The following is an 18,679-nucleotide window of genomic DNA, read 5'->3' on the forward strand; positions in this document are numbered from 1 at the left end:
TTACCGCTACCCGATCACCATGGGCGCCGCCACTTCAGCCGCTTTTTCTTTTCCATACAGCGCGGCCACCAGCTCAAGCGCGAACGCCAGGGCGGTGCCGGGGCCTCGGCTGGTAATGCAGGGTCCGTCGACCACCACACGGTCTTCGGTTGCGCTGTTTCGGTCAATCTGCCCAATGAAATTCGGATGGCAAGTGGCTTTCCGGTTTGCCAGCAGTCCGTGATGGGCCAGGACGACGGCGGGTGCCGCGCAAATCGCGCCGATCCAGCGGCCTTCAGCATGCTGTTTTTTCAGCAGATGGGTTAATGCGTCACAATCCCTTAAATTGGCGGCGCCGGGAATACCGCCGGGCAGCGCGATCATATCGTAAACATTGCCAGTGCAATCGGATATGAGCTGGTCCGCAACAAGCCTGACGCCCCTGGAGGCAGTGATTTGCAGCGCGTCTACGCCGGCAACGGTGACCGATGCCCCGGCCCGTCTCAAGACATCTATGATGGTAACGGCTTCCATTTCCTCGCATCCCTCTGCAATGGGAACCAAAGCGGTTTTTTCCATGCTTACTCCCTTTCTTTCTTTCTTTGTTTGTTTATTTGTAACTGCTCAGTATCCAGGAGACAGTATTCAGAATTCAGAATAAAAACAACTGAGGGCGGCCGGATTAATCCCATTGCATGAAGATATCGGTGGCGTAGTGCTTCATTCTGAATTCTGGCTTCTGAATTCTGTGTTCCTGAGGTGTTACGTTTATTTTATAACTCCTTTTTTCCGAACGGTCAAACCGTGCCGCAGCTTCCATCCGATCCCCCTCCAGGCTTTCGCTCCCGGCTGTTCTTTTCTACAGGCGATTTCCCTGCCAGGCAGCCGGTGACAGTCCGGTCGCCGGGCGGCACGGGTTGAATACGAACCCATATCCGGCACAACTCGGTATAATTTATCCTTTCCGCGATCCTAAAGCCAAATGGTCGATATTTCGGGTCTCGTTTGTATTATTTTTATTTTTAGGCTAAAAGAACGCATCGAATAAATGTGCTTTGGAGAAGGACACACGGTGGGACCGATATTCAACTGGTTGAAGCGTCACATGGGGAATCCCCAGATTGTGATTCTGTTCGGGGTCATTCTGGGCGTCTTGATTGTTCTCATCGGTTTTGGCTCGATGCTGATGCCGGTTCTTGCCGGAGGGGTGATTGCCTACCTGTTGGAAGGCCCTGTTAAGCGACTGCAACGAATCGGATTGCCCCGGATCATGGCGGTCATACTGGTGTTTATTTTATTTCTGGCTGTTTTGGCGCTGCTGGTTCTGGGGATCATTCCAAAGCTTTCTCAGCAGATTTCCGATTTTGTCGAACGGATTCCGGAATACATGATTCAGATACGCACCGGGCTGGAAATTCTGCCGGAACGGTATCCGGAATTCATTTCCCATGAACAGGTGGCCTATCTGGTGAGTGAGTTGACGTTGCAAATCAATGAATCGGCCCGCCAACTGGCACTGCGCTCCCTATCCGGGCTGGTGAATTTCATCGGGGCCGTCGTTTACATTTTTTTAGTTCCGGTACTGATTTTTTTCTTTATGAAGGACAAGGATAAAATTGCGGCATGGGTTCATCAATTTCTGCCGGCGGAGCGAACCCTTGTGGATCGAATCGGTCGGGATGTCGATTTACAGATGGCCAACTACATACGGGGAAAAACACTTGAAATGGTGATTGTCGGGGTTGCCGCCTACATCATGCTGTACCTGTTCGGGTTGAATTATTCCATACTGCTGGCTACCCTTGTCGGTATGTCGGTTTTCATACCCGTGGTCGGCGCCATTGTCATGACCGTTCCGGTGGTTCTGGTCGGCTATCTGAAATTCAGTTTTACGCCGGAACTCATGTGGCTTACACTGGCGTATATCGTCTTACAGCAACTGGACGGCAATGTGCTGGTTCCCATCCTTTTTTCCGAAGTCAATAAACTCCATCCCGTGGCTATCATCAGCGCCGTGTTGGTGTTTGGCGGCATGTGGGGTTTCTGGGGCGTTTTTTTTGCCATCCCACTGGCCACCCTTGTACAGGCAATCATCCGGGCGTGGCCGGGGGTACAGAACATGGAAAGCCAACCTTCGCGAGAGCAAAGCGCAACGGATAACGAATAAGGCTGAAGGTCGTTCGAAGAAAAGATGGGCAGACTGACACCTATCGAAATCATCAAATCCCGCCAGATAAGATAGCTTCTCATCGTCTATGAGAATGCACCTGCCGCGCGGATGCTGTATCTCATTGTATCCACCATGCCCCCATGCGAAATGTGGCCCCATGGGGCATGTGCATGTGGAAAAATAAAAAAGGCCACTCCCGTGTAAGGAAGCGGCCTTTTTAAAATTACATGTCACAAAACTGTCACATTTTGGGGTATCCCGGGTAGTGCGTGTTTTGTAACTTATTCCATTCATGGTGGAGCTGAGGGGGCTCGAACCCCTGGCCTCATGACTGCCAGTCATGCGCTCTCCCAGCTGAGCTACAGCCCCGTTGATTGAGATGCATCTACTAACAAATAGCGCATACGGTGTCAACCCTCTTTTTTTTGCTTTTCTGCCGGCACCAATTTTTCAAAGTCCGGATTGACGTAGGGGGCAGCGCAGCGCAGTTCACTTTAATAAAGGAGAACCGAAGCTTTGCTGTGCGACACTTTTTGAATCATTCGCTTCAGGGCGTTCATGGCCGGACTCACCCCGACGGTAAAAAAATAAGTAACTACTCAGTATTCGGAATTCAGGATAAACACAACTGAAGGGCGCCGGATTAATACCGTTGCATGAAGATATCGGTGCGTAGTGCTGCTTCATTCTGAATTCTGTGTTCCTGAGTAGTTAAAATAAAATTACATTTATGTCAAAAAGGATAATGAATTCAGACCAGTGTTTTCCGGCTGGCGTGCAGTGGCTCGAAACGACCTTCACGAGAAAGGCCGCGCCAGGACCTCAGCGCGGGCACATGGAGATTTACCGTGGTGCCGAAGATGAAACGAATGGTTTCCCGAAGATCAAAATTGAGGTGGTTGGGGGTTTGTCCGCGTGTAATTTTTACATAATTGTTGTCTTTTAATTATAAAATTACATTTTTGTCTTTGAGGTGCTATCGTCAGTTTTTTTGTTGTGAGCATTATCGATTGAAATAATAGCCAGATACGATTTCGCAACCGCCATTGGCATACCCATTGCTGTTAATCGAAGCAACAGGGCGGAAACGGGGTCATCATCTGGACGAGATACTAAAGGGAGGTAATACCATGAAGAGGGTTTTTGGGGCGACGCTCATCGCGATCACTATTTTTCCAACCATCGCATTTGCAGAAGGGGTCTTGAACTCAGGCGATACGGCCTGGATGATTGTCTCGACCGCATTGGTTATGATGATGACGCCGGCGGGGCTCGCACTCTTTTACGGCGGCATGTCCCGGTATAAGAATCTGTTAAATACCTTTGCCATGACCTATGCGGCTTACTGTCTCGCCAGTGTTATCTGGGTGATTTGGGGCTATTCCCTCTCTTTTGGCGCTGACAAATTCGGTCTTTTCGGCTCGTTGAATTTTCTCTTTCTAAACGGCATTACCGTGAACAGCATCAGCGGCAGCATACCGACTTATGTTTTCGTTGTCTTTCAGATGACCTTTGCGGGCATTACCGCTGCGCTTGTCCTGGGCTCCGTTGTGGACCGAATGAAATTTTCATCCTGGCTGGTTTTTACGGTGCTTTGGATCACCTTTATTTACTGCCCGATCGCGCATTGGGTTTGGGGCGGGGGGTGGTTGAGCACATTGGGTGCGCTTGATTTCGCCGGCGGCAATGTGGTGCATATCAATGCCGGTGTGGCCGGTCTGGTGCTTTCCCTTGTGCTCGGAAAACGTATCGGTTACGGCAAAGAAGCCATGTTTCCATCCAGCATCGCCTTTACCGCGCTGGGCTCCGCTCTGTTGTGGTTCGGCTGGTTCGGTTTTAATGCCGGCAGTCAGTTGGCTGCCGATGGGCTGGCGGGGTCGGCGTTTCTGGTGACCAACACTTCTGCTGCGATGGGCGCACTTTCCTGGATGTTTCTGGAATGGCATATCAACAAAAAGCCAACCCTGCTGGGATTGGCCTCCGGTGTGGTCGCCGGCCTGGTGGCAATCACGCCTGCCGCCGGGTTTGTCGATTTGGCCGCATCCATCGTGATCGGACTGGTGGCCGGTGTTCTGGGATTTTATTGTGTAGCGGTGGTAAAGAGAAAGATGGGTTATGATGATTCGCTGGATGCCTTTGGGGTTCACGGCATGTGTGGGTTGTGGGGAGCACTTGCCACCGGCATTTTTGCCAATCCGGCGGTCAATAAAGTGGGTGCCGGATTGCTCTATGGCAACCCGAAACAGTTGCTGATTCAAGCTGTGTCCATTGTCGCCACGGCCGCCTTCACTGCTGTTGGCACCCTGATCATCGTAGGGATTACGCGGCTTGTAACTGGCGGGTTGAGAGTCGGACAAGAAGAAGAAATTGAAGGGCTTGACAGTTCGCTTCACGGCGAGCGCGCCTTTGAGTTATAACTTCTATTGGCCAAAGGTTAATTCATTCATGATGGCGCGGGCAAGGGTGTCGATACCCTCGGAGGAAACGATCATCGTGCCCGCGCATACTGCCTTGATTTTCGTCCCCATACAATTGTGTACCGTGCCATAGGATCATCTTGCCTTTCGGTATCGCCCGCAGCTTTTCTTTTTGCCGCTGAAATATCTTTTAATTTCATGGTCGATATGTTATGGCAAACTGCGATTGCAGAATGATAATTTTTTTCTTAGGATGGCAGGCATGGGAAACACCGGCTCTCACATCAGTCTGAATGACAGGCGATCGAGCGCGATCCTGGGAATGTTCGTCGGGGATGCGCTTGCCATGCCGGTCCATGGGTACGCCGATCGGGAGACCCTTGTTCGCGATTACGGGCTTGTCACGGATTATCTGCGACCCAAAAATCCCCATCCCGGCAGTAGGTTGTATCGTTCAAAATATACGCCGCTTAATGAAAAGGGTGAGATTCTTCATGAACAGGCGCAGTATTGGGGAGAAATCGGTATTCATTATCACCAGTTTCTGTCGGCCGGTGAAAATACGCTGAATCTGAAACTTTGCACCTTGTTAATCAACAGCCTTATTCATCACAGGGGCTACAATCCGGATGATTACCTGAAATCCTATATTGATTTTATGCGTACGCCCGGAAACCATCGCGACACCTACATTGAAGAACATCACCAACAGTTTTTCCGCAGTTATGCGATGGGTAAACGGCCGCGGTTTTGCGGGTCACCGCAAAAGAATATCAGCGGTATCATCGGCATGATTCCTATCGTGCTTTTTTATGCTGAACATCCGGACATGGCACGGGAAGCGGCGCTGACCCATCTGAATTTGACCCACCTGGGGCCGACGATAGAGGTGGCTGCTTCGTTTTTACTGGATGTGCTAATATCGGTCCTTAACGGCGAGCCCTTACAGAAGCTGATGCGCCGAATGATTCTGGGGCAGGAAAATCAACTGTTGAATCCGAATCTTATGGATTGGCGATACAAACCCGATGAAACAGTTATCGGCGATTATATCGGATCAGCCGATACCGTGGAGCAAGCCGTGCCGGCGATCGCCTATCTGGCCATGAAATATCATGAAGATACGGAAAGATGTCTGATCGCCAACACCAACCTGGGGGGTGATAATGCGGGTCGGGGCGCGATTTTAGGCGCGCTGATGGGCGCGGCCAATGGTATGGCCTCCATTCCCGATCGTTGGATCAAGGGCCTGCTTGAACCACCACCCGAATTGTTCGGAAGTTAACCAAAGGGTTCGCGCCCATCTTAGCTGATAGCGAGGGTTAAAAACTGCTCGGCACTACGGGCGCTGCCTTCGCGGTTTCAGCGATATTCCGCACCGTCATATCGATTTTAAAGCCAATAACATTCCCGGTTCTCCGGCGCGCGGTGTTTCGCGCTGAATTTTCAAGGGCAATAGCGGCGGGATTTTTTTCACAGAAGGTTTCGGGTTCATAGGTCCATCCCTTTGCCAACCGTTTTTCTTCTCTTTTCAGCGTGATATAAAGGTATCGGCCGATCAGCGGGGCCATCATTTTCGGTCCCCATCCGAACTCATGATAGATATCACGCAAAAGGCGAGTCAGTTTTTCTGAAAGTCGCCGATTATTTCGGTAATGGGTTTTCATGGCCCATACGGCACCTGCATAGACGCTTCGAAGGGGAAAGGCTTCGCGGGCAAAGCGATTCCGGATACGCGAATCTGAATGATTTTTGTACCGTTGCCATCCCGTCAAAAGGGTGCGTATCAACCGGGCCAGGCTTGGGCCGTTGACCTCGAAATCCCGTTGAAAAGCCTTTAAGAGAAATCCCTCTTCCCGGTTTTGATGAATGTGGGGATGGTGAAAATTGAAACGGTATTGCCCATGGGTGTCCGCCAGGGGAAAGGCTGCTTCGGAAAGGAGTGACCCGTTTTTCCGGTGCTGATCATAAAGAGGGGTTCCCGGAATCGGCGTATAAAGCATGAACTGGTGAAAGTCGGAATCATGCCGAATGGCGTCCTCAATCACCTGGTCGATATTTTCGGGGGTGTGCTCCTCCAGGCCGATGATGGAAGATCCTAGAACGCGAATTCCGTGAGATTTCAGATGCTGAACCAGTTCATAGGTGTCAACGCCCCGAAGCTTCCGATACTGACTGCTTTGGCCCTCCAGGCCCATCCAGACCCAGGAAATTCCAAGCCCCACGAGTTGATCAATGGTATAGGATTGCAAGACCCGGGCTGAACTGAAAACATACAGGGACCAGCTCTTTTGGTTGGATGCCATTAATTCCATCAACCTAAGAGCCCGGCTTCGATGCAAAAGAAAATTTTCGTCCATGACAAAAAACGATGTCACCTTCAGTTTTGCTTCAAGGTCACACATGACCGCAAAAAGCGCGTCTCCGGTTTCATAAAAGTTGACAAAGTTTCCCTTGCCGCCGAACAGGGCGGAGGTGGAGCAAAAATTGCAGCCCACTGGACATCCGACGGATGGAATCAACATGGCAGCCGTATTCCCCTGTTGATGCTCCCGGTGCAGGGGAAGCCCCAGGGTCCGCGTTCCGTGGGCCGAATAGGCCAGGGGATGGCGAATCGGTTCGGTTTCATTTTGCCCGAGAAATTTTTGAAACCATCGAACGCCCTCGCCCTTAACAATGTGATCCGCATCGATAATTTCCGAAAGTTCTTCTTTATTGGCGATATGACCGCCGATAACGATGGTTGCTCCTGGTAAGTGTTCTCGAACCAGTTCACACATTTTTTTCACTTTTCCCACGTTCGGAATGATCGCGCTGATGCCCACAATGTCATATTGATTGTCCCGGATTTCCTGGACAAACCGGTCGAGAGAGGGAAAATCAAGCAGCGTGCAGGGCGCATTGAGATTCGATTGTATCATCATCAAGCCGAAACTGCGGTGAAACATGCGCAGCGAAAAACCACCTTGCACCCGGGTCACCTGGTTCTGGTAAAGCTCCATGGGATTGATCGTTCGGCTGCCGTATTCATCGTTTTGTGCATAAGGGCCGAAAACGCCGGAAAGTAAAATCCTGGCATGGGTTCCGAGCGAATGCACGGGGGTTAGCGTCGTCATAGAAACCTCCTGTGGGCTAATTTCAAGCCATTTCAGTTCGGTCAAGGTTAAGTGGATTCAAATTTCATCTGCGCAATACAAACTGTATTTTGAGGATAAAAATTTTAATCCAACGAAAGGATCGGCCGTAACGGGGCGTTTTGAAATTCGCTTTTTTGTTTATGGTTTTAAAAAAACGCTAAGTGCTTCAAGATCATCTTCGTAAGGATGTAGAATACAGGGGAGAATACTTTCTCAGCGCGGGATTTTGTGTTGATCATAGAGGAATTCGAGCGGACTTCAAGAATATTCGTCGCATTGACAATTCTATTACAATTCAATGCAATGGCGTCTAATCTCACGATCGCTCGTGAGCCGCCAAAAAAACCGGCGATTAGATCATACTTGGAGGTCGTTGCTTATAATCTTTCGTGCCTTTTGCTTTGTCTGTTCGCCGGAATCAATTTTTTCTTCAAATAGATCCACATCATCAAAGAATAACTCGGCAGAACGGTTTTCATCGGATTCATACAGCCTCATGACCGATTCGGCAATTTTCGTCGCATGGGGCCCGATGGGAAAAAGGTTGCGGGTTCGCAGGGTCGCGACCAGTGCTTCTATCCCGCAGTGAATGGAGCCTTCTATGGCCGAGCTATCATAGGTTTCTTCGCCGAGAAAGGAAAAGGCTTCCTTGCCCGGTGTCGAAGATGCTGCATGATTTAGAACTCTTAGAATAACGGCATATTCTTTGATGTTGAGTTTGTTTTTGACGCTTTCTCGAGAAATAAAATATTTTTGGCGCATATTTGCTCTCCTTAATGTCGGCATACGCGTTAGACTGCGGATTCTTCTTCATCCCGAAGATGCGTTGGCTTCTCTTCGGGCGTTATCGGTTTTTTATCCTGTCTGGATTGCTTTTTTTGCTCTTTCTTGTTTTTCCTTGCCAATTCTTTCTGACGTTTTTCGAATTGAAAATTTGGTCTTGCCAATTTTGCCCTCCTCCTTTGTTACCATTTTATAAATAAAGAAAAGAATCGCGGGATGACCTTATGTGTGTCCTAAGCCGGCAACCGGGCGACTTGACCGCCGACAACCTTCTCCAACCATGAACGCTTTTGCGTGCATATTTTAAGATAAAGGTACGAAGGGTAGGGCGCAGCAGGGCATCGGGGTGCAAAAAATCAAACGAATCGAAAGGGCACGCTTCAAAATATGAGAAGCTATGCCCTTTTTTCAAATGATAACAAAAAATTAAATTACAGTAACATTTTCAGCACAAGGGCCTTTTTGCCCTTGCGCAATGTCAAAGGAAACTTGATCGCCCTCACTGAGGGACTTAAAACCGGTGGCATTGATTGCTGAATGATGAACAAACAAGTCCGGTCCGTTTCCCTGCTCAATAAATCCAAACCCTTTTTGGTCGCTGAACCACTTTACAGTTCCATTGGCCATAGTGACTTCCTCCTTTCATAAAATTCTCTTAGTTCCAGACTTCAGGATGCCACTACTTAAAATGGAAGTTCCCTTGGGGAGAAACCGGTCTGAAAATTAATACAAACCATACACAGATTAACCCGTAACATAGTCATCAGTTGGGTTATGTCAAGTAATTATTTTAATAAAATCAATAATATTTGGCAATATTTCGTTAATATGGCAACTAAAAAAAGAATCGTTGGGGATGCGATGTCAAAAAGAAACAAAAGAGCATCCCTTCGCATGAAAAGAAATGCCTTTTTTACAGTTATATTAGGCGGATTGCAGGCTTCGCCGGCCGGTTGGCTTCGTCTCCCGGCCGGACATCCAGGCAAACGCGCCTTTTCTCGACCGCCCTTTTGGCTCATAGGCGGGTTTGTTCCTTTGCGGTTGATACCCTCGATCGGATCGGGGGCCGCTTTTTTGCGAAGTTGCCGGCGCTGCATGATAATCGAAATCCGCCAGGGTGCGCCGTTCGATAGGCGTGCCAACGGTCTGATTGATGGCGCGGACCATATCCTTGTCCTCTCCGGTAATCAGGGTGAAGGCCTCACCGTTGCGCGTGGCTCGACCGGTCCGCCCGATGCGGTGAATATAAGCTTCGGGGGTGGAAGGGATATCGTAGTTGATGACGTGAGACACCTGCGTGACGTCAATGCCCCTGGCGGCGATATCGGTGGCGACCAGAATCTGAAAGGTTCCATCGCGAAAGCCATCGAGAGCGGCCTGGCGGCGTCCTTGGGAAAGATTGCCCTGCAAAGACGTCGAGCGGTATCCGGCGACAGCCAGCTTTTGGCCCAAGGTTTTGGCGCGGTGTTTGGTCCGGGTAAAAACAAGCACCGAATCAGCGGTGGTATTTCCCAACAGCTTTAACAGCAGCGCCGTTTTCAAATGCTCGGCGACTGGATAGAGCGCATGACGAACCGTATCGGCAGGGGCTGTGGTTCCCACCTGGACCGTGGTCGGGTTTTGCAGAATATCCCCTGCCAAGCGGCGAATTTCCGTGGGCATTGTCGCCGAGAAAAGCATCGTCTGGCGCTGTTTGGGAAGATGCGTCAAAATGCGCCGAATATCCGGGAGAAACCCCATATCGAACAACTGGTCCGCTTCATCAATCACCAGCACTTCCACTTGGGAAAGATCGACGGTACGGCGATTGATATGATCCAGAAGCCGGCCGGGACAGGCCACAACAATATCGGCTCGCTTTAGTTTTTGAATCTGCGGATTAATTCCAACGCCACCGTAAACCGTGGCGCTTTTCAGGCGGGTCTTGCTCCCCAGGGTTTCGATCGCCTGATGAATCTGTTCGGCCAACTCTCGGGTAGGGGCCATGATCAGCGCGCGAACGCAATTTTTTCCCCCCAACAACCGGTTGAGTATCGGCAGGACAAAGGCAGCCGTTTTACCGGTGCCGGTTTGGGCCAGTCCCATCACATCGTGATTCCTGAGGACTTCCGGAATTGCCCGAACCTGAATAGGGGTCGGGGTTACATATCCTGCCGCTACGACGCCTGCCGCAACATGGGGATGAAAATTAAAAGACTCGAAATTCAACAAATACCTTCTTTCTGTGTTCCAATAAAAAAAGCCCCGGATTATTCCGGGGCTTACGTGATTTTTAGTTACAACCAGGAACACTAAATAATTACCTGGATAATACGGGCTGTTAATGCCAAAGTCAAGGGTATTATGGCATCCGTGCGATCTATTGGGCAAGCGCCACCGCAACGGATTGCCGGCCAATCCGATAAGCGCCGGCCCTGGACAACACCTTTTCCACGAATTTTTCCGGCACATCGACAAAGGTATGTTTGTTTTGAATGCTGATTTTTCCGATGGAACCGCCCGGTATATCGGCATAGTGGGTCAGGGCGCCCACGATGTGGTTCACCCGCGTGCCGTCTGATTTACCCGAACTGAGCGTCAGGCGCACCATTCCTTTTTCGTGCGAAAGGGCGGTCGGGGCAGGGCTGTTTTTCCTGTTTTCCCGTTTCTCGGCACGCCGGGGTATCGCCGGTTGCCATTCCTGAATCTCGCTCACCGGCGCGATGGGGCGTTTCTTGTCGTCTTCGCGGGCCAGTTTCAGCGCAATCGCGGCAATCTGAATGGGGTCATGCCCCTCTTCTATCAGGGTGGCGACGATTTCCCGCTCGCGGGTGCACCGCCCGCGCCGCAGCCAAACCCTTACCTGTTCCAGCAACCGGGCATCCCGCTGGGCCTGAATGTCTTCAACAGTCGGCAGGCTACACGGCTTCAATTTTTGCTTTGAATACCCCTCAATTCTACCTAAACGCCACCGTTCCTGAGGGGTCAGCAACGAAATGGCAATGCCGGGTTTTCCGGCCCGCGCGGTGCGGCCCACACGATGTACATAGATTTCCGGATCACGGGGTAAATCATAATTTAACACATGGGAAATATCGTCGATATCGAGTCCCCGTGCCGCCACATCCGTCGCCACCAGCACTTTTATCTGGTTGTTCCGAAACCGCTGCAGCACCCTTTCCCGGGCATCCTGGCTCAAATCGCCATTTAAAGCCTCGGCCGGAACGCCCCGAACCGAAAGCGCATTGACCAGTTCCCCCGTGCCAAGGCGGGTCTGAACGAAGATAAGCGCGCTGGAGATGGGTTCGGCTTCGATCAGCCGGGTCAGGGCCGCGAGCCGTTCCGTTTCATTGACCAGATAATAGCGTTGCTCAACCGATGCGACCGTCAGTTTTTTTTGCCCGATGGTAACCGACTGGGGATTGTGCATGTAGCGTTCGGCCAATTGTCGAATTTTAGCCGGCAAGGTCGCGGAAAAAAGAGCTGTTTGGCGATCGGGAGGCGTTTTTTCAAGAATGGCTTCAATATCCCCGATAAAGCCCATGCTGAGCATTTCATCGGCTTCATCCAAAACAACGCTCGACACGCGGCTGATATTCAGTGCCCCCTTCTGTATCAAATCCAGCAGGCGCCCCGGCGTCCCCACGACGATATCCACCCCTTTTTCGAGTTGCCGAATCTGAGGAACATAGGGTTGACCGCCGTACACAGCCAGCACGCGAACGCCGATCAAACGACCGTATTGATGCATGGCGCCGGCCACCTGCAGGGCCAGTTCCCTGGTAGGGGCCACTATGAGGCTTTGCACATGATCCCTCTTGGTTTCCAGGGTTTGTAGTATGGGGAGCGAAAAGGCGGCTGTTTTTCCGGTGCCGGTTTGGGCCTGACCGATGACATCCCGGCCGGTCAGCATGGCCGGAATAATGGCGGCTTGAATGGGCGTCGGTGCGGTATAGCCTAATTCAGTTACGGTTTGCACCAGCATGGGGTGCAGATCTAGAAGGGAAAATTCGTTGGTCATGGTTGAAGCTCCTACTTGCGTTTTGACGAATCCACGGTGCCTGCATTCCCCTTGCGGGGTTTGCCCCTGATGTCGATCAACAGTCGACTCGTCCCGGTAGGGGTGTCACCCCCTAGACACAAAGTAAGAGCCTTGCTGTTGCAACAAAAAAAAGCCCGGCCAATTGATCTGCCGGGCAACCACTTTTGATTATTCAAAACAGGTTGTGTGAAAAAATAAAGATCCGATATCGGATTCCGTGGCTCTTTTATAATATGTTTCGAGAAAATGCAAACCCTAATCCGGCAAAGCCGGATGCTGGAATGCTGGAATGCTGGAATGCTGGAATGCTGGAATGCTGGGATGCTGAGATGCATAAAAGCCATCTTTCACCTTCGGCGAATATACACGCAAAAGCGTGCATGTTCCTGGTAAAGGGCCTAATCCGGTAAAACAAGAAGCCGGGCGGCCGGACTGCTTAGCCGCAAACGACCTTCTCCAGGTATGCCCGTTTTTGCGTGTATGTTTCTCATCTATCTTCGGGGCCGCGTATCGAACTGCTCGGTGATAAAAAATTTTGACCGGATTAACCGTATCGGATATCTTATCGAGTAGCCGATGTTAACAGGTACGCTGCCATGGAAAAAGAACTGGCAGCGATGAATCAAGGACATGAGAGGTGCGGAAACATGACTGGAATCATGGCGGGCAAAGTTGCTTTGGTAACAGGTGGCAGTTCGGGAATCGGCAGGGCCGCTGCATCGGCCTTGGCCAGAGAGGGTGCGCGGGTTGTTGTTGCGGATATGAATGTTGAGGGGGGCAAGAACACGGTGCACCTGATCGAGAAAGCCGGCGGTCAGGCCGTCTTCGTAAAAACAGATGTATCCAAACCCGCCGAGGTTGAGCAGATGGTGAACAACGCCATCGCGCATTACGGCCGGTTGGATTGTGCCTTTAACAATGCCGGCATATTGGGCGATATGGCCACTACCGTTGACTGTACGGAAGAGAACTGGGACCGCGTGACGAACATTCACCTAAAAGGCGTTTGGCTGTGCATGAAATACGAGATTCAGCGGATGCTCCAACAAGGTGGTGGCGCTATTGTTAACACATCCTCCATAGCCGGTCTGGTTGGTTTGAAGACCGCGCCGGCCTATGTTGCCAGCAAGCACGGAATTATCGGCCTGACCAAGGCTGCCGCCATAGAATATGCGCGGTCGGGAATCCGTGTCAATTCGGTGTGTCCTGGCTATATCGAAACGCCAATGCTTGGATTTCAACCTTCCGAGGATTCCGCACTCAAGAAAAAAATGACAGCGCTGCATCCGTTGGGTCGCTTGGGAACGCCCGAAGAGGTCGGCGAAGCTGTTGTGTGGTTGTGCTCAGACGCGGCTTCTTTCATAACAGGACATGCATTGGCGGTAGATGGCGGATATGTTGCGCATTAGAAAATATAACGCTAACAATCATCGTATGGACGCGAAAGCCTTGGATCGGCGTTTATAAAACAACCGGCATGTTTAACACATTGTGTTGCGCGTCACTTCATTTACCGGGATTAGCATCTTGAAGGATAAAACAATAATTGAGATCGACGGAATTTACGGCAGCGCCAAACCCGCCATTATTTATACCCTTTTGGAGTCCTGTGTAGCGGTTTGCCCCTCCCGTATGAAATAAAGAGAAAGACTGGTTGGCTAAAATCTTTCTGTTTGCGCCAATTCGGCGATGATTTGCCGCTGATGATCCGTTAATGGGCAAAAAGGCGAATTATCGACAGTCGTATCCCTGTTTTCAACAACCAGCACCATCGCGTCCTTGCTCAGCGTATGGGTGTGCCAAACCCCTTTTTTCACGTTGTACACATGATGGGGATGCATATTTTCAGCATATATTGCCGTTACCGATTCCTGCCCATCGCCGACAAAAAGAAGGCATCGGCCCTTGAGCAATACAAATACCTCATCGGTTTCATTATGACGTTGCATGGTTTGAAGGGCTTCAGGTCGCAGATCATCACTGTAATTTAATACGGCGACCCGCCACGCCTCAAAATCGATAACGGGCTTATAGCCGTTGGCGGTGTGCTTTTTGATTTCCAACAGCGTTTTGTTTCTTTTCATTTTAGTCATATCATCCATTTTGCAACAGGTTGAAGAAAGGCGCACGGCAGGTAGTGGCGCTTAATCGGCTCTTTATAAAAAATACGATTGAATCATTTCAAGAATCAACTTGGGCTTTTCCATCGGAATCAAATGACCGGCATCGGCAATGATTCGATGTTCCCCCTTGGGAAGAAGCTTGACGACTTTGGGTAAATTAAGCCGCGCGCGGCTATCGCTTTTTCCGCCCTCCACGACCAGGACCGGGCAGTTGATGTGTGGCAGCACCGGCTCGGGGTCACGGGCGAAGCTTCCCATGAATAGGGCGGCCTCGCCAAACGGAGAGCACGTCAATTCAAGCTCGCCATTGGTCGCTTCAGATATTCCGTAATCCAAATAAATTTTCAGCATCTCATCATCCCAATCGGAAAAAAGAGACTTGGATCTTAAATATGTCTCCACTTCTTCATGGTTTTTCCATTTATTTCGTCGTTTCATCGCCTTTTCGGCCAAAGGAAGCCGGTCCAGGGTGACTTCCCCTTTATAGTAATCGTCCGACAAGAGAATCGGCTCGATCAAAATCATTTTCTGCGCCATATCCGGAAGAATCTCATGGGCTAAGACGCACACGCTGCCCCCCATGGAATGGCCGACCATAAAAGGGTTTTCGATCTCCAGCTGGCGGCACAGACTTACCAGATCATTGGCCAGCACCGGCCATCGAAGGCCACCTTTGTTGGGGTCGGTGCTGCGATGATCACAAAAAAAAGGCGCGATGATGCGATATGATTCGGAAAGTTCACGGGCGATGGGATGCCACTGCCAGGGGTTAAAACCGGTGGCATGAACCAACACGATGGCGGGGCCGTCTCCGTCATAGAGAAGATATTGTAGCTCGGTGTCCCTGAAAAAAGCGGATAAGGCCTGCGGGGTTTTCATTAGGGAGCCCTCCTTTTTCTAACCGATTGGAATAAAGCTATCTTTTTTTGTTGGTGTGCGTCAATTGATTTTTGTGGTCCGGCCATTAAGACCACGCTCGTGCATGCGCACATGCACGAGCACGTTTACGTTCACGTTTACGGGTAGGATTGCCGGGATCCTCGAGAGGTGGTGATGGCCTGAAAGAAAGATACGCCCGACTGGCACGGCTTTTCAAGGATCGTATAAGGTATGATATTGACGCATAATTTGCTTTGGAATATGCTTTTAATAATAATAAATCTCGTGCGTTCAAGCCTAATCCGGCAAAGCCGGATGCTGGAATGCTGGGATGCTGGGATGCATAAAAGCCATCTTTCACCGTCGGCGAATATACACGCAAAAGCGTGCATGTTTCTGGTGAAGGGCATAAGCCGGCAAAGCCGGATGTTGGGTGGTCGGGCTGTTTGGTGGCCAACGACCTTCTTCAATTATGCACGTTTTTGCGTTTATCTTTCTGATACAGGGTCTAAATTCGGCCCGGGCGCTATTTATGGAGAGTTCCCCTTCTTACGCTGAGTTGTTATCGCAACATGAAGCCTTGCGCCGGGAGTCCAACCGTCTGAAAGCGGCTGAAGCCGCCTTCCATCGCCAAAACGATTATTTAAAGGCCTTGCACCAAACGTCTCTGGCGTTAATCGAAAAGCTCGACAAAGAAGAGCTGCTTGAAAATATACTGGAGCGGGCGGCTTCCCTGACTGGAACGGCCCATGGATATATATACTTGCTGGAGCCTGCGTTGCATCAGATGCAGATGCGGGTGGGAAAGGGTTTTTTCAAGAGCCAGTTGGGACGGCGGGTCCGTATCGAAGAGGGGCTCGGGGGGCACGTTTGGAAAACGCAGGCGCCCGTGTTGGTGGATGATTATCAGGCGTGGCCCGGGCGGCTTTCGGATAGCGGCTTGGACGAGTTGCGCTCCGTTGTGGGCATTCCATTAAAATCGGATCGTCGTTTTTTGGGCGTTATCGGATTGGCGCATGTGGGCGTGAGAAAACGGTTCGGCCCGGAAGATATCGCCGTTTTAGAGCAATTTGCTGCGCTGGCGCTGATCGCCATTGAAAAGGCGCAGCTCTATGCGGATGTGAAACGGGAGTTGACCGAACGCAAGCGGGCCGAGTCGGTTTTGAGAGACAGCGAGAACCGTTATCGTATCTTGCTTGAATTTTCCCCTGATCCCATTGTGGTATACGACATGAAAGGGGTCGCTACCTATGTGAATCCAGCGTTTGAACAAACCTTCGGGTTGTCGCGGGATGAACTGTTGGGCAAGCAGATCGATTTTGTTCCCCCGGAGAACTGGCCCGAAACCAAGGCGGCTATCGAGCAAATGCTAAGCGGAAAAAAGATCAACCTGTTTGAGACGCGCCGGCTGACCAAGGACGGGCGGATACTGGATGTGCAGCTTAGTTCCACGCTGTATTTAGGCCATGATGGCCGGCCGGTGGGGAATATCGTCACGCTTCGAGATATCAGCGCCAGAAAGCAGGCCGAGCAGGCGCTTCAAACCTATCATGATCATCTGGAAGAACTGGTGGCGGAGCGGACAGCGGAACTGGCCAGGGCGAACTTAAACCTGGCTCGGGAAGTGGATGAACGCAAACGGGCGGAAAAAACGCTGCGCAAGCATGAAAAGGAACTACAAGCCCAATCCCATCACCTCGAAGAGGTGAATACCGCGCTTCGGGTGCTGCTGAAACAACGAGAAGCGGATAAAAAAGAGTTGGGCGAAATCGTTACGAGAAATGTTCGGGAGTTGGTAAGCCCTTATCTACAAAAAGTAATCAGCGGGCGGCTGGATACGCGTCAGAAAACATTGGTGCGTATTTTAGAGACGAATTTAAACCATATTATTTCTCCGTTTATCAATAAACTTACCAGCGCAATAGTGACGTTAACCCCCATGGAGCTGCGCGTGGCGGATCTTGTCAAGGTGGGCAAGACCAATAAGGAAATAGCCGAATTGCTGTTGGTGTCCAAGAATACGGTGCTGTTTCACCGGTATAACATTCGCAGTAAACTGGGAATAAAAAATAAACGCATGAATCTGCGGTCGCATTTGATGTCTTTTGATAAATAGTGGTTAATTCCCACTATTATACTGCTATTTAATAAACTTGACATTCCATGTCGTTGCGGTATGCTGCAATTACATTCTTCATAAACCGGCATTTTGAAAAGTAAAGCAAGTGAATCGCCGGTCATTCCTTTTGAAACTGACGTGATAGGGTGCGTTCGCCGGATTCGGGCGGTAAATGATACCTGAACACGTTGTCAATATTTTGTGGGCTGCATCACGGTTGATAGACCGTCGGTAAAGCCGTTGGCGAGTCAACAAAATAACCGGGCGAGTATTGAGACATCCATGACGCAACTCATTGTTTCAGGCGTTACATTGATATTCGGCGGATTGCACGCGCTGTCCAATGTGAATTTGACGATTGAACCGGGGCTGATCACTTCCATTATCGGGCCGAACGGGGCGGGAAAAACCAGTCTCTTAAATTGCGTGTCCGGTTTTTATCACCCTACCAAAGGCGAGATTCAATACGGCAACCGACGGCTGACCCATGCCTCTCCGCACCAGATATCAAACATGGGGATTGCGCGGGCCTTTCAGAACCTGGAACTCTTTAGCGGGCTGTCGGTACTCGACAATCTCATGCTGGCCCGCCATCAGAACCTGCATTATAACCTTGTTCAAGCCATCCTGTATTTCGGCAAGGCGTCGCGGCTGGAAGCTGAAAATCGTGCCTATGTAGAAAAAGTGATTGATTTTATGGAACTCGAACTTTACCGGAAAAAAATGGTGGGCAATCTCAGCTACGGCGTTCAGAAAAGGGTGGAGGTGGCGCGCGCGCTGACGCTGGCGCCCAACCTGCTGCTGCTCGATGAACCCATGGCCGGCATGAATATCGAGGAAAAAGAAGATATCGTTCGCTTTATTCTCGATCTGAAAAAAGAATGGGACATCACGATCGTACTGGTGGAGCACGACCTGGGGGTTGTTATGGACATTTCCGATCAGATTTACGTCCTTGATTTCGGAGAAGTGATCGGTTCGGGCAAGCCGAAGGAGGTCGCTTCCAATCCCAAGGTAATTGAGGCTTATATCGGGGAAGAATAAGTTGCTT

The 18,679-nt window shown here is 50.5% G+C and carries 16 protein-coding genes and 1 tRNA gene; 7 read left to right on the plus strand and 10 right to left on the minus strand.

Annotated elements, in window-relative coordinates; all coding sequences use genetic code 11:
* Window positions 1-6: 6 nt before the first annotated feature.
* Window positions 7-558: a DJ-1/PfpI family protein gene (locus RBT11_10975; protein MDX9787293.1), complete on the minus strand. Its 552-nt coding sequence runs from the start codon at window positions 556-558 to the stop codon at window positions 7-9.
* Window positions 559-1,051: 493 nt separating this feature from the next.
* On the opposite strand from RBT11_10975, the gene RBT11_10980 reads away from it, so the two are divergent.
* On the plus strand, window positions 1,052-2,146 hold the full coding sequence (locus RBT11_10980) for an AI-2E family transporter (protein ID MDX9787294.1): 1,095 nt from the start codon (window positions 1,052-1,054) through the stop codon (window positions 2,144-2,146).
* Window positions 2,147-2,442: 296 nt separating this feature from the next.
* Here RBT11_10980 and RBT11_10985 read toward each other — a convergent pair.
* Window positions 2,443-2,518: transfer RNA gene (locus tag RBT11_10985), tRNA-Ala, on the minus strand.
* A 376-nt stretch (window positions 2,519-2,894) separates the two neighbouring features.
* On the opposite strand from RBT11_10985, the gene RBT11_10990 reads away from it, so the two are divergent.
* The 3 genes from RBT11_10990 to RBT11_11000 all read left to right on the plus strand — a co-directional run bounded on the left by RBT11_10990 (window position 2,895) and on the right by RBT11_11000 (window position 5,851).
* Window positions 2,895-3,095 (plus strand): P-II family nitrogen regulator, encoded by a 201-nt coding sequence (locus tag RBT11_10990; GenBank protein ID MDX9787295.1) that lies wholly within the window; start codon window positions 2,895-2,897, stop codon window positions 3,093-3,095.
* 184 nt (window positions 3,096-3,279) lie between these two features.
* Window positions 3,280-4,566 (plus strand): ammonium transporter, encoded by a 1,287-nt coding sequence (locus tag RBT11_10995; GenBank protein MDX9787296.1) that lies wholly within the window; start codon window positions 3,280-3,282, stop codon window positions 4,564-4,566.
* Window positions 4,567-4,828: 262 nt separating this feature from the next.
* Complete coding sequence (locus RBT11_11000) at window positions 4,829-5,851, plus strand: ADP-ribosylglycohydrolase family protein (protein ID MDX9787297.1); 1,023 nt, start codon at window positions 4,829-4,831, stop codon at window positions 5,849-5,851.
* Window positions 5,852-5,888: 37 nt separating this feature from the next.
* On the opposite strand, the gene RBT11_11005 is transcribed toward RBT11_11000, so the two are convergent.
* The 6 genes from RBT11_11005 to RBT11_11030 all read right to left on the minus strand — a co-directional run bounded on the left by RBT11_11005 (window position 5,889) and on the right by RBT11_11030 (window position 12,486).
* Window positions 5,889-7,682: a cobalamin-dependent protein gene (locus RBT11_11005; protein MDX9787298.1), complete on the minus strand. Its 1,794-nt coding sequence runs from the start codon at window positions 7,680-7,682 to the stop codon at window positions 5,889-5,891.
* A 378-nt stretch (window positions 7,683-8,060) separates the two neighbouring features.
* On the minus strand, window positions 8,061-8,465 hold the full coding sequence (locus RBT11_11010) for a hypothetical protein (protein ID MDX9787299.1): 405 nt from the start codon (window positions 8,463-8,465) through the stop codon (window positions 8,061-8,063).
* A 29-nt stretch (window positions 8,466-8,494) separates the two neighbouring features.
* Complete coding sequence (locus RBT11_11015) at window positions 8,495-8,650, minus strand: hypothetical protein (GenBank protein ID MDX9787300.1); 156 nt, start codon at window positions 8,648-8,650, stop codon at window positions 8,495-8,497.
* A 262-nt stretch (window positions 8,651-8,912) separates the two neighbouring features.
* Window positions 8,913-9,113, minus strand: coding sequence for a cold-shock protein (locus RBT11_11020; GenBank protein ID MDX9787301.1), 201 nt, complete (start codon window positions 9,111-9,113; stop codon window positions 8,913-8,915).
* A 297-nt stretch (window positions 9,114-9,410) separates the two neighbouring features.
* A complete protein-coding gene (locus tag RBT11_11025) occupies window positions 9,411-10,694 on the minus strand; it encodes a DEAD/DEAH box helicase (protein MDX9787302.1) in 1,284 nt (427 codons plus the stop codon).
* 151 nt (window positions 10,695-10,845) lie between these two features.
* Entirely contained in the window at window positions 10,846-12,486 is a 1,641-nt protein-coding gene (locus tag RBT11_11030) for a DEAD/DEAH box helicase (protein ID MDX9787303.1), read from the minus strand.
* Between the two features lie 617 nt (window positions 12,487-13,103).
* Here RBT11_11030 and RBT11_11035 point away from each other — a divergent pair.
* The gene (locus RBT11_11035; protein ID MDX9787304.1) at window positions 13,104-13,916 is read left to right on the plus strand and encodes an SDR family oxidoreductase; all 813 of its coding nucleotides are present in this window, start codon (window positions 13,104-13,106) and stop codon (window positions 13,914-13,916) included.
* A 249-nt stretch (window positions 13,917-14,165) separates the two neighbouring features.
* Here RBT11_11035 and RBT11_11040 read toward each other — a convergent pair whose 3' ends face one another.
* Together RBT11_11040 and RBT11_11045 are read right to left on the minus strand one after the other, a co-directional pair.
* Complete coding sequence (locus RBT11_11040) at window positions 14,166-14,591, minus strand: WxcM-like domain-containing protein (GenBank protein MDX9787305.1); 426 nt, start codon at window positions 14,589-14,591, stop codon at window positions 14,166-14,168.
* A 72-nt stretch (window positions 14,592-14,663) separates the two neighbouring features.
* Window positions 14,664-15,509: an alpha/beta hydrolase gene (locus RBT11_11045; protein MDX9787306.1), complete on the minus strand. Its 846-nt coding sequence runs from the start codon at window positions 15,507-15,509 to the stop codon at window positions 14,664-14,666.
* 532 nt (window positions 15,510-16,041) lie between these two features.
* Between RBT11_11045 and RBT11_11050 the strand changes: the two genes are divergently transcribed.
* Together RBT11_11050 and RBT11_11055 are read left to right on the plus strand one after the other, a co-directional pair.
* A complete protein-coding gene (locus tag RBT11_11050) occupies window positions 16,042-17,625 on the plus strand; it encodes a PAS domain S-box protein (GenBank protein ID MDX9787307.1) in 1,584 nt (527 codons plus the stop codon).
* Between the two features lie 285 nt (window positions 17,626-17,910).
* Window positions 17,911-18,672, plus strand: coding sequence for an ABC transporter ATP-binding protein (locus RBT11_11055; protein ID MDX9787308.1), 762 nt, complete (start codon window positions 17,911-17,913; stop codon window positions 18,670-18,672).
* Window positions 18,673-18,679 lie beyond the last annotated feature (7 nt).

Source organism: Desulfobacterales bacterium (genome assembly GCA_034003325.1).
Lineage (GTDB): Bacteria > Desulfobacterota > Desulfobacteria > Desulfobacterales > JAFDDL01 > JAVEYW01.

Excerpts from the sequence above, each read along its gene's own strand:
- RBT11_10975 (MDX9787293.1), bottom strand. The coding sequence starts at position 558 with ATGGAAAAAACCGCTTTGGTTCCCATTGCAGAGGGATGCGAGGAAATG.
- RBT11_10990 (MDX9787295.1), top strand. The coding sequence starts at position 2,895 with ATGAATTCAGACCAGTGTTTTCCGGCTGGCGTGCAGTGGCTCGAAACG.
- RBT11_10995 (MDX9787296.1), top strand. The coding sequence starts at position 3,280 with ATGAAGAGGGTTTTTGGGGCGACGCTCATCGCGATCACTATTTTTCCA.
- RBT11_11000 (MDX9787297.1), top strand. The coding sequence starts at position 4,829 with ATGGGAAACACCGGCTCTCACATCAGTCTGAATGACAGGCGATCGAGC.
- RBT11_11005 (MDX9787298.1), bottom strand. The coding sequence starts at position 7,682 with ATGACGACGCTAACCCCCGTGCATTCGCTCGGAACCCATGCCAGGATT.
- RBT11_11010 (MDX9787299.1), bottom strand. The coding sequence starts at position 8,465 with ATGCGCCAAAAATATTTTATTTCTCGAGAAAGCGTCAAAAACAAACTC.
- RBT11_11020 (MDX9787301.1), bottom strand. The coding sequence starts at position 9,113 with ATGGCCAATGGAACTGTAAAGTGGTTCAGCGACCAAAAAGGGTTTGGA.
- RBT11_11030 (MDX9787303.1), bottom strand. The coding sequence starts at position 12,486 with ATGACCAACGAATTTTCCCTTCTAGATCTGCACCCCATGCTGGTGCAA.
- RBT11_11035 (MDX9787304.1), top strand. The coding sequence starts at position 13,104 with ATGGAAAAAGAACTGGCAGCGATGAATCAAGGACATGAGAGGTGCGGA.
- RBT11_11040 (MDX9787305.1), bottom strand. The coding sequence starts at position 14,591 with ATGAAAAGAAACAAAACGCTGTTGGAAATCAAAAAGCACACCGCCAAC.
- RBT11_11045 (MDX9787306.1), bottom strand. The coding sequence starts at position 15,509 with ATGAAAACCCCGCAGGCCTTATCCGCTTTTTTCAGGGACACCGAGCTA.
- RBT11_11050 (MDX9787307.1), top strand. The coding sequence starts at position 16,042 with ATGGAGAGTTCCCCTTCTTACGCTGAGTTGTTATCGCAACATGAAGCC.
- RBT11_11055 (MDX9787308.1), top strand. The coding sequence starts at position 17,911 with ATGACGCAACTCATTGTTTCAGGCGTTACATTGATATTCGGCGGATTG.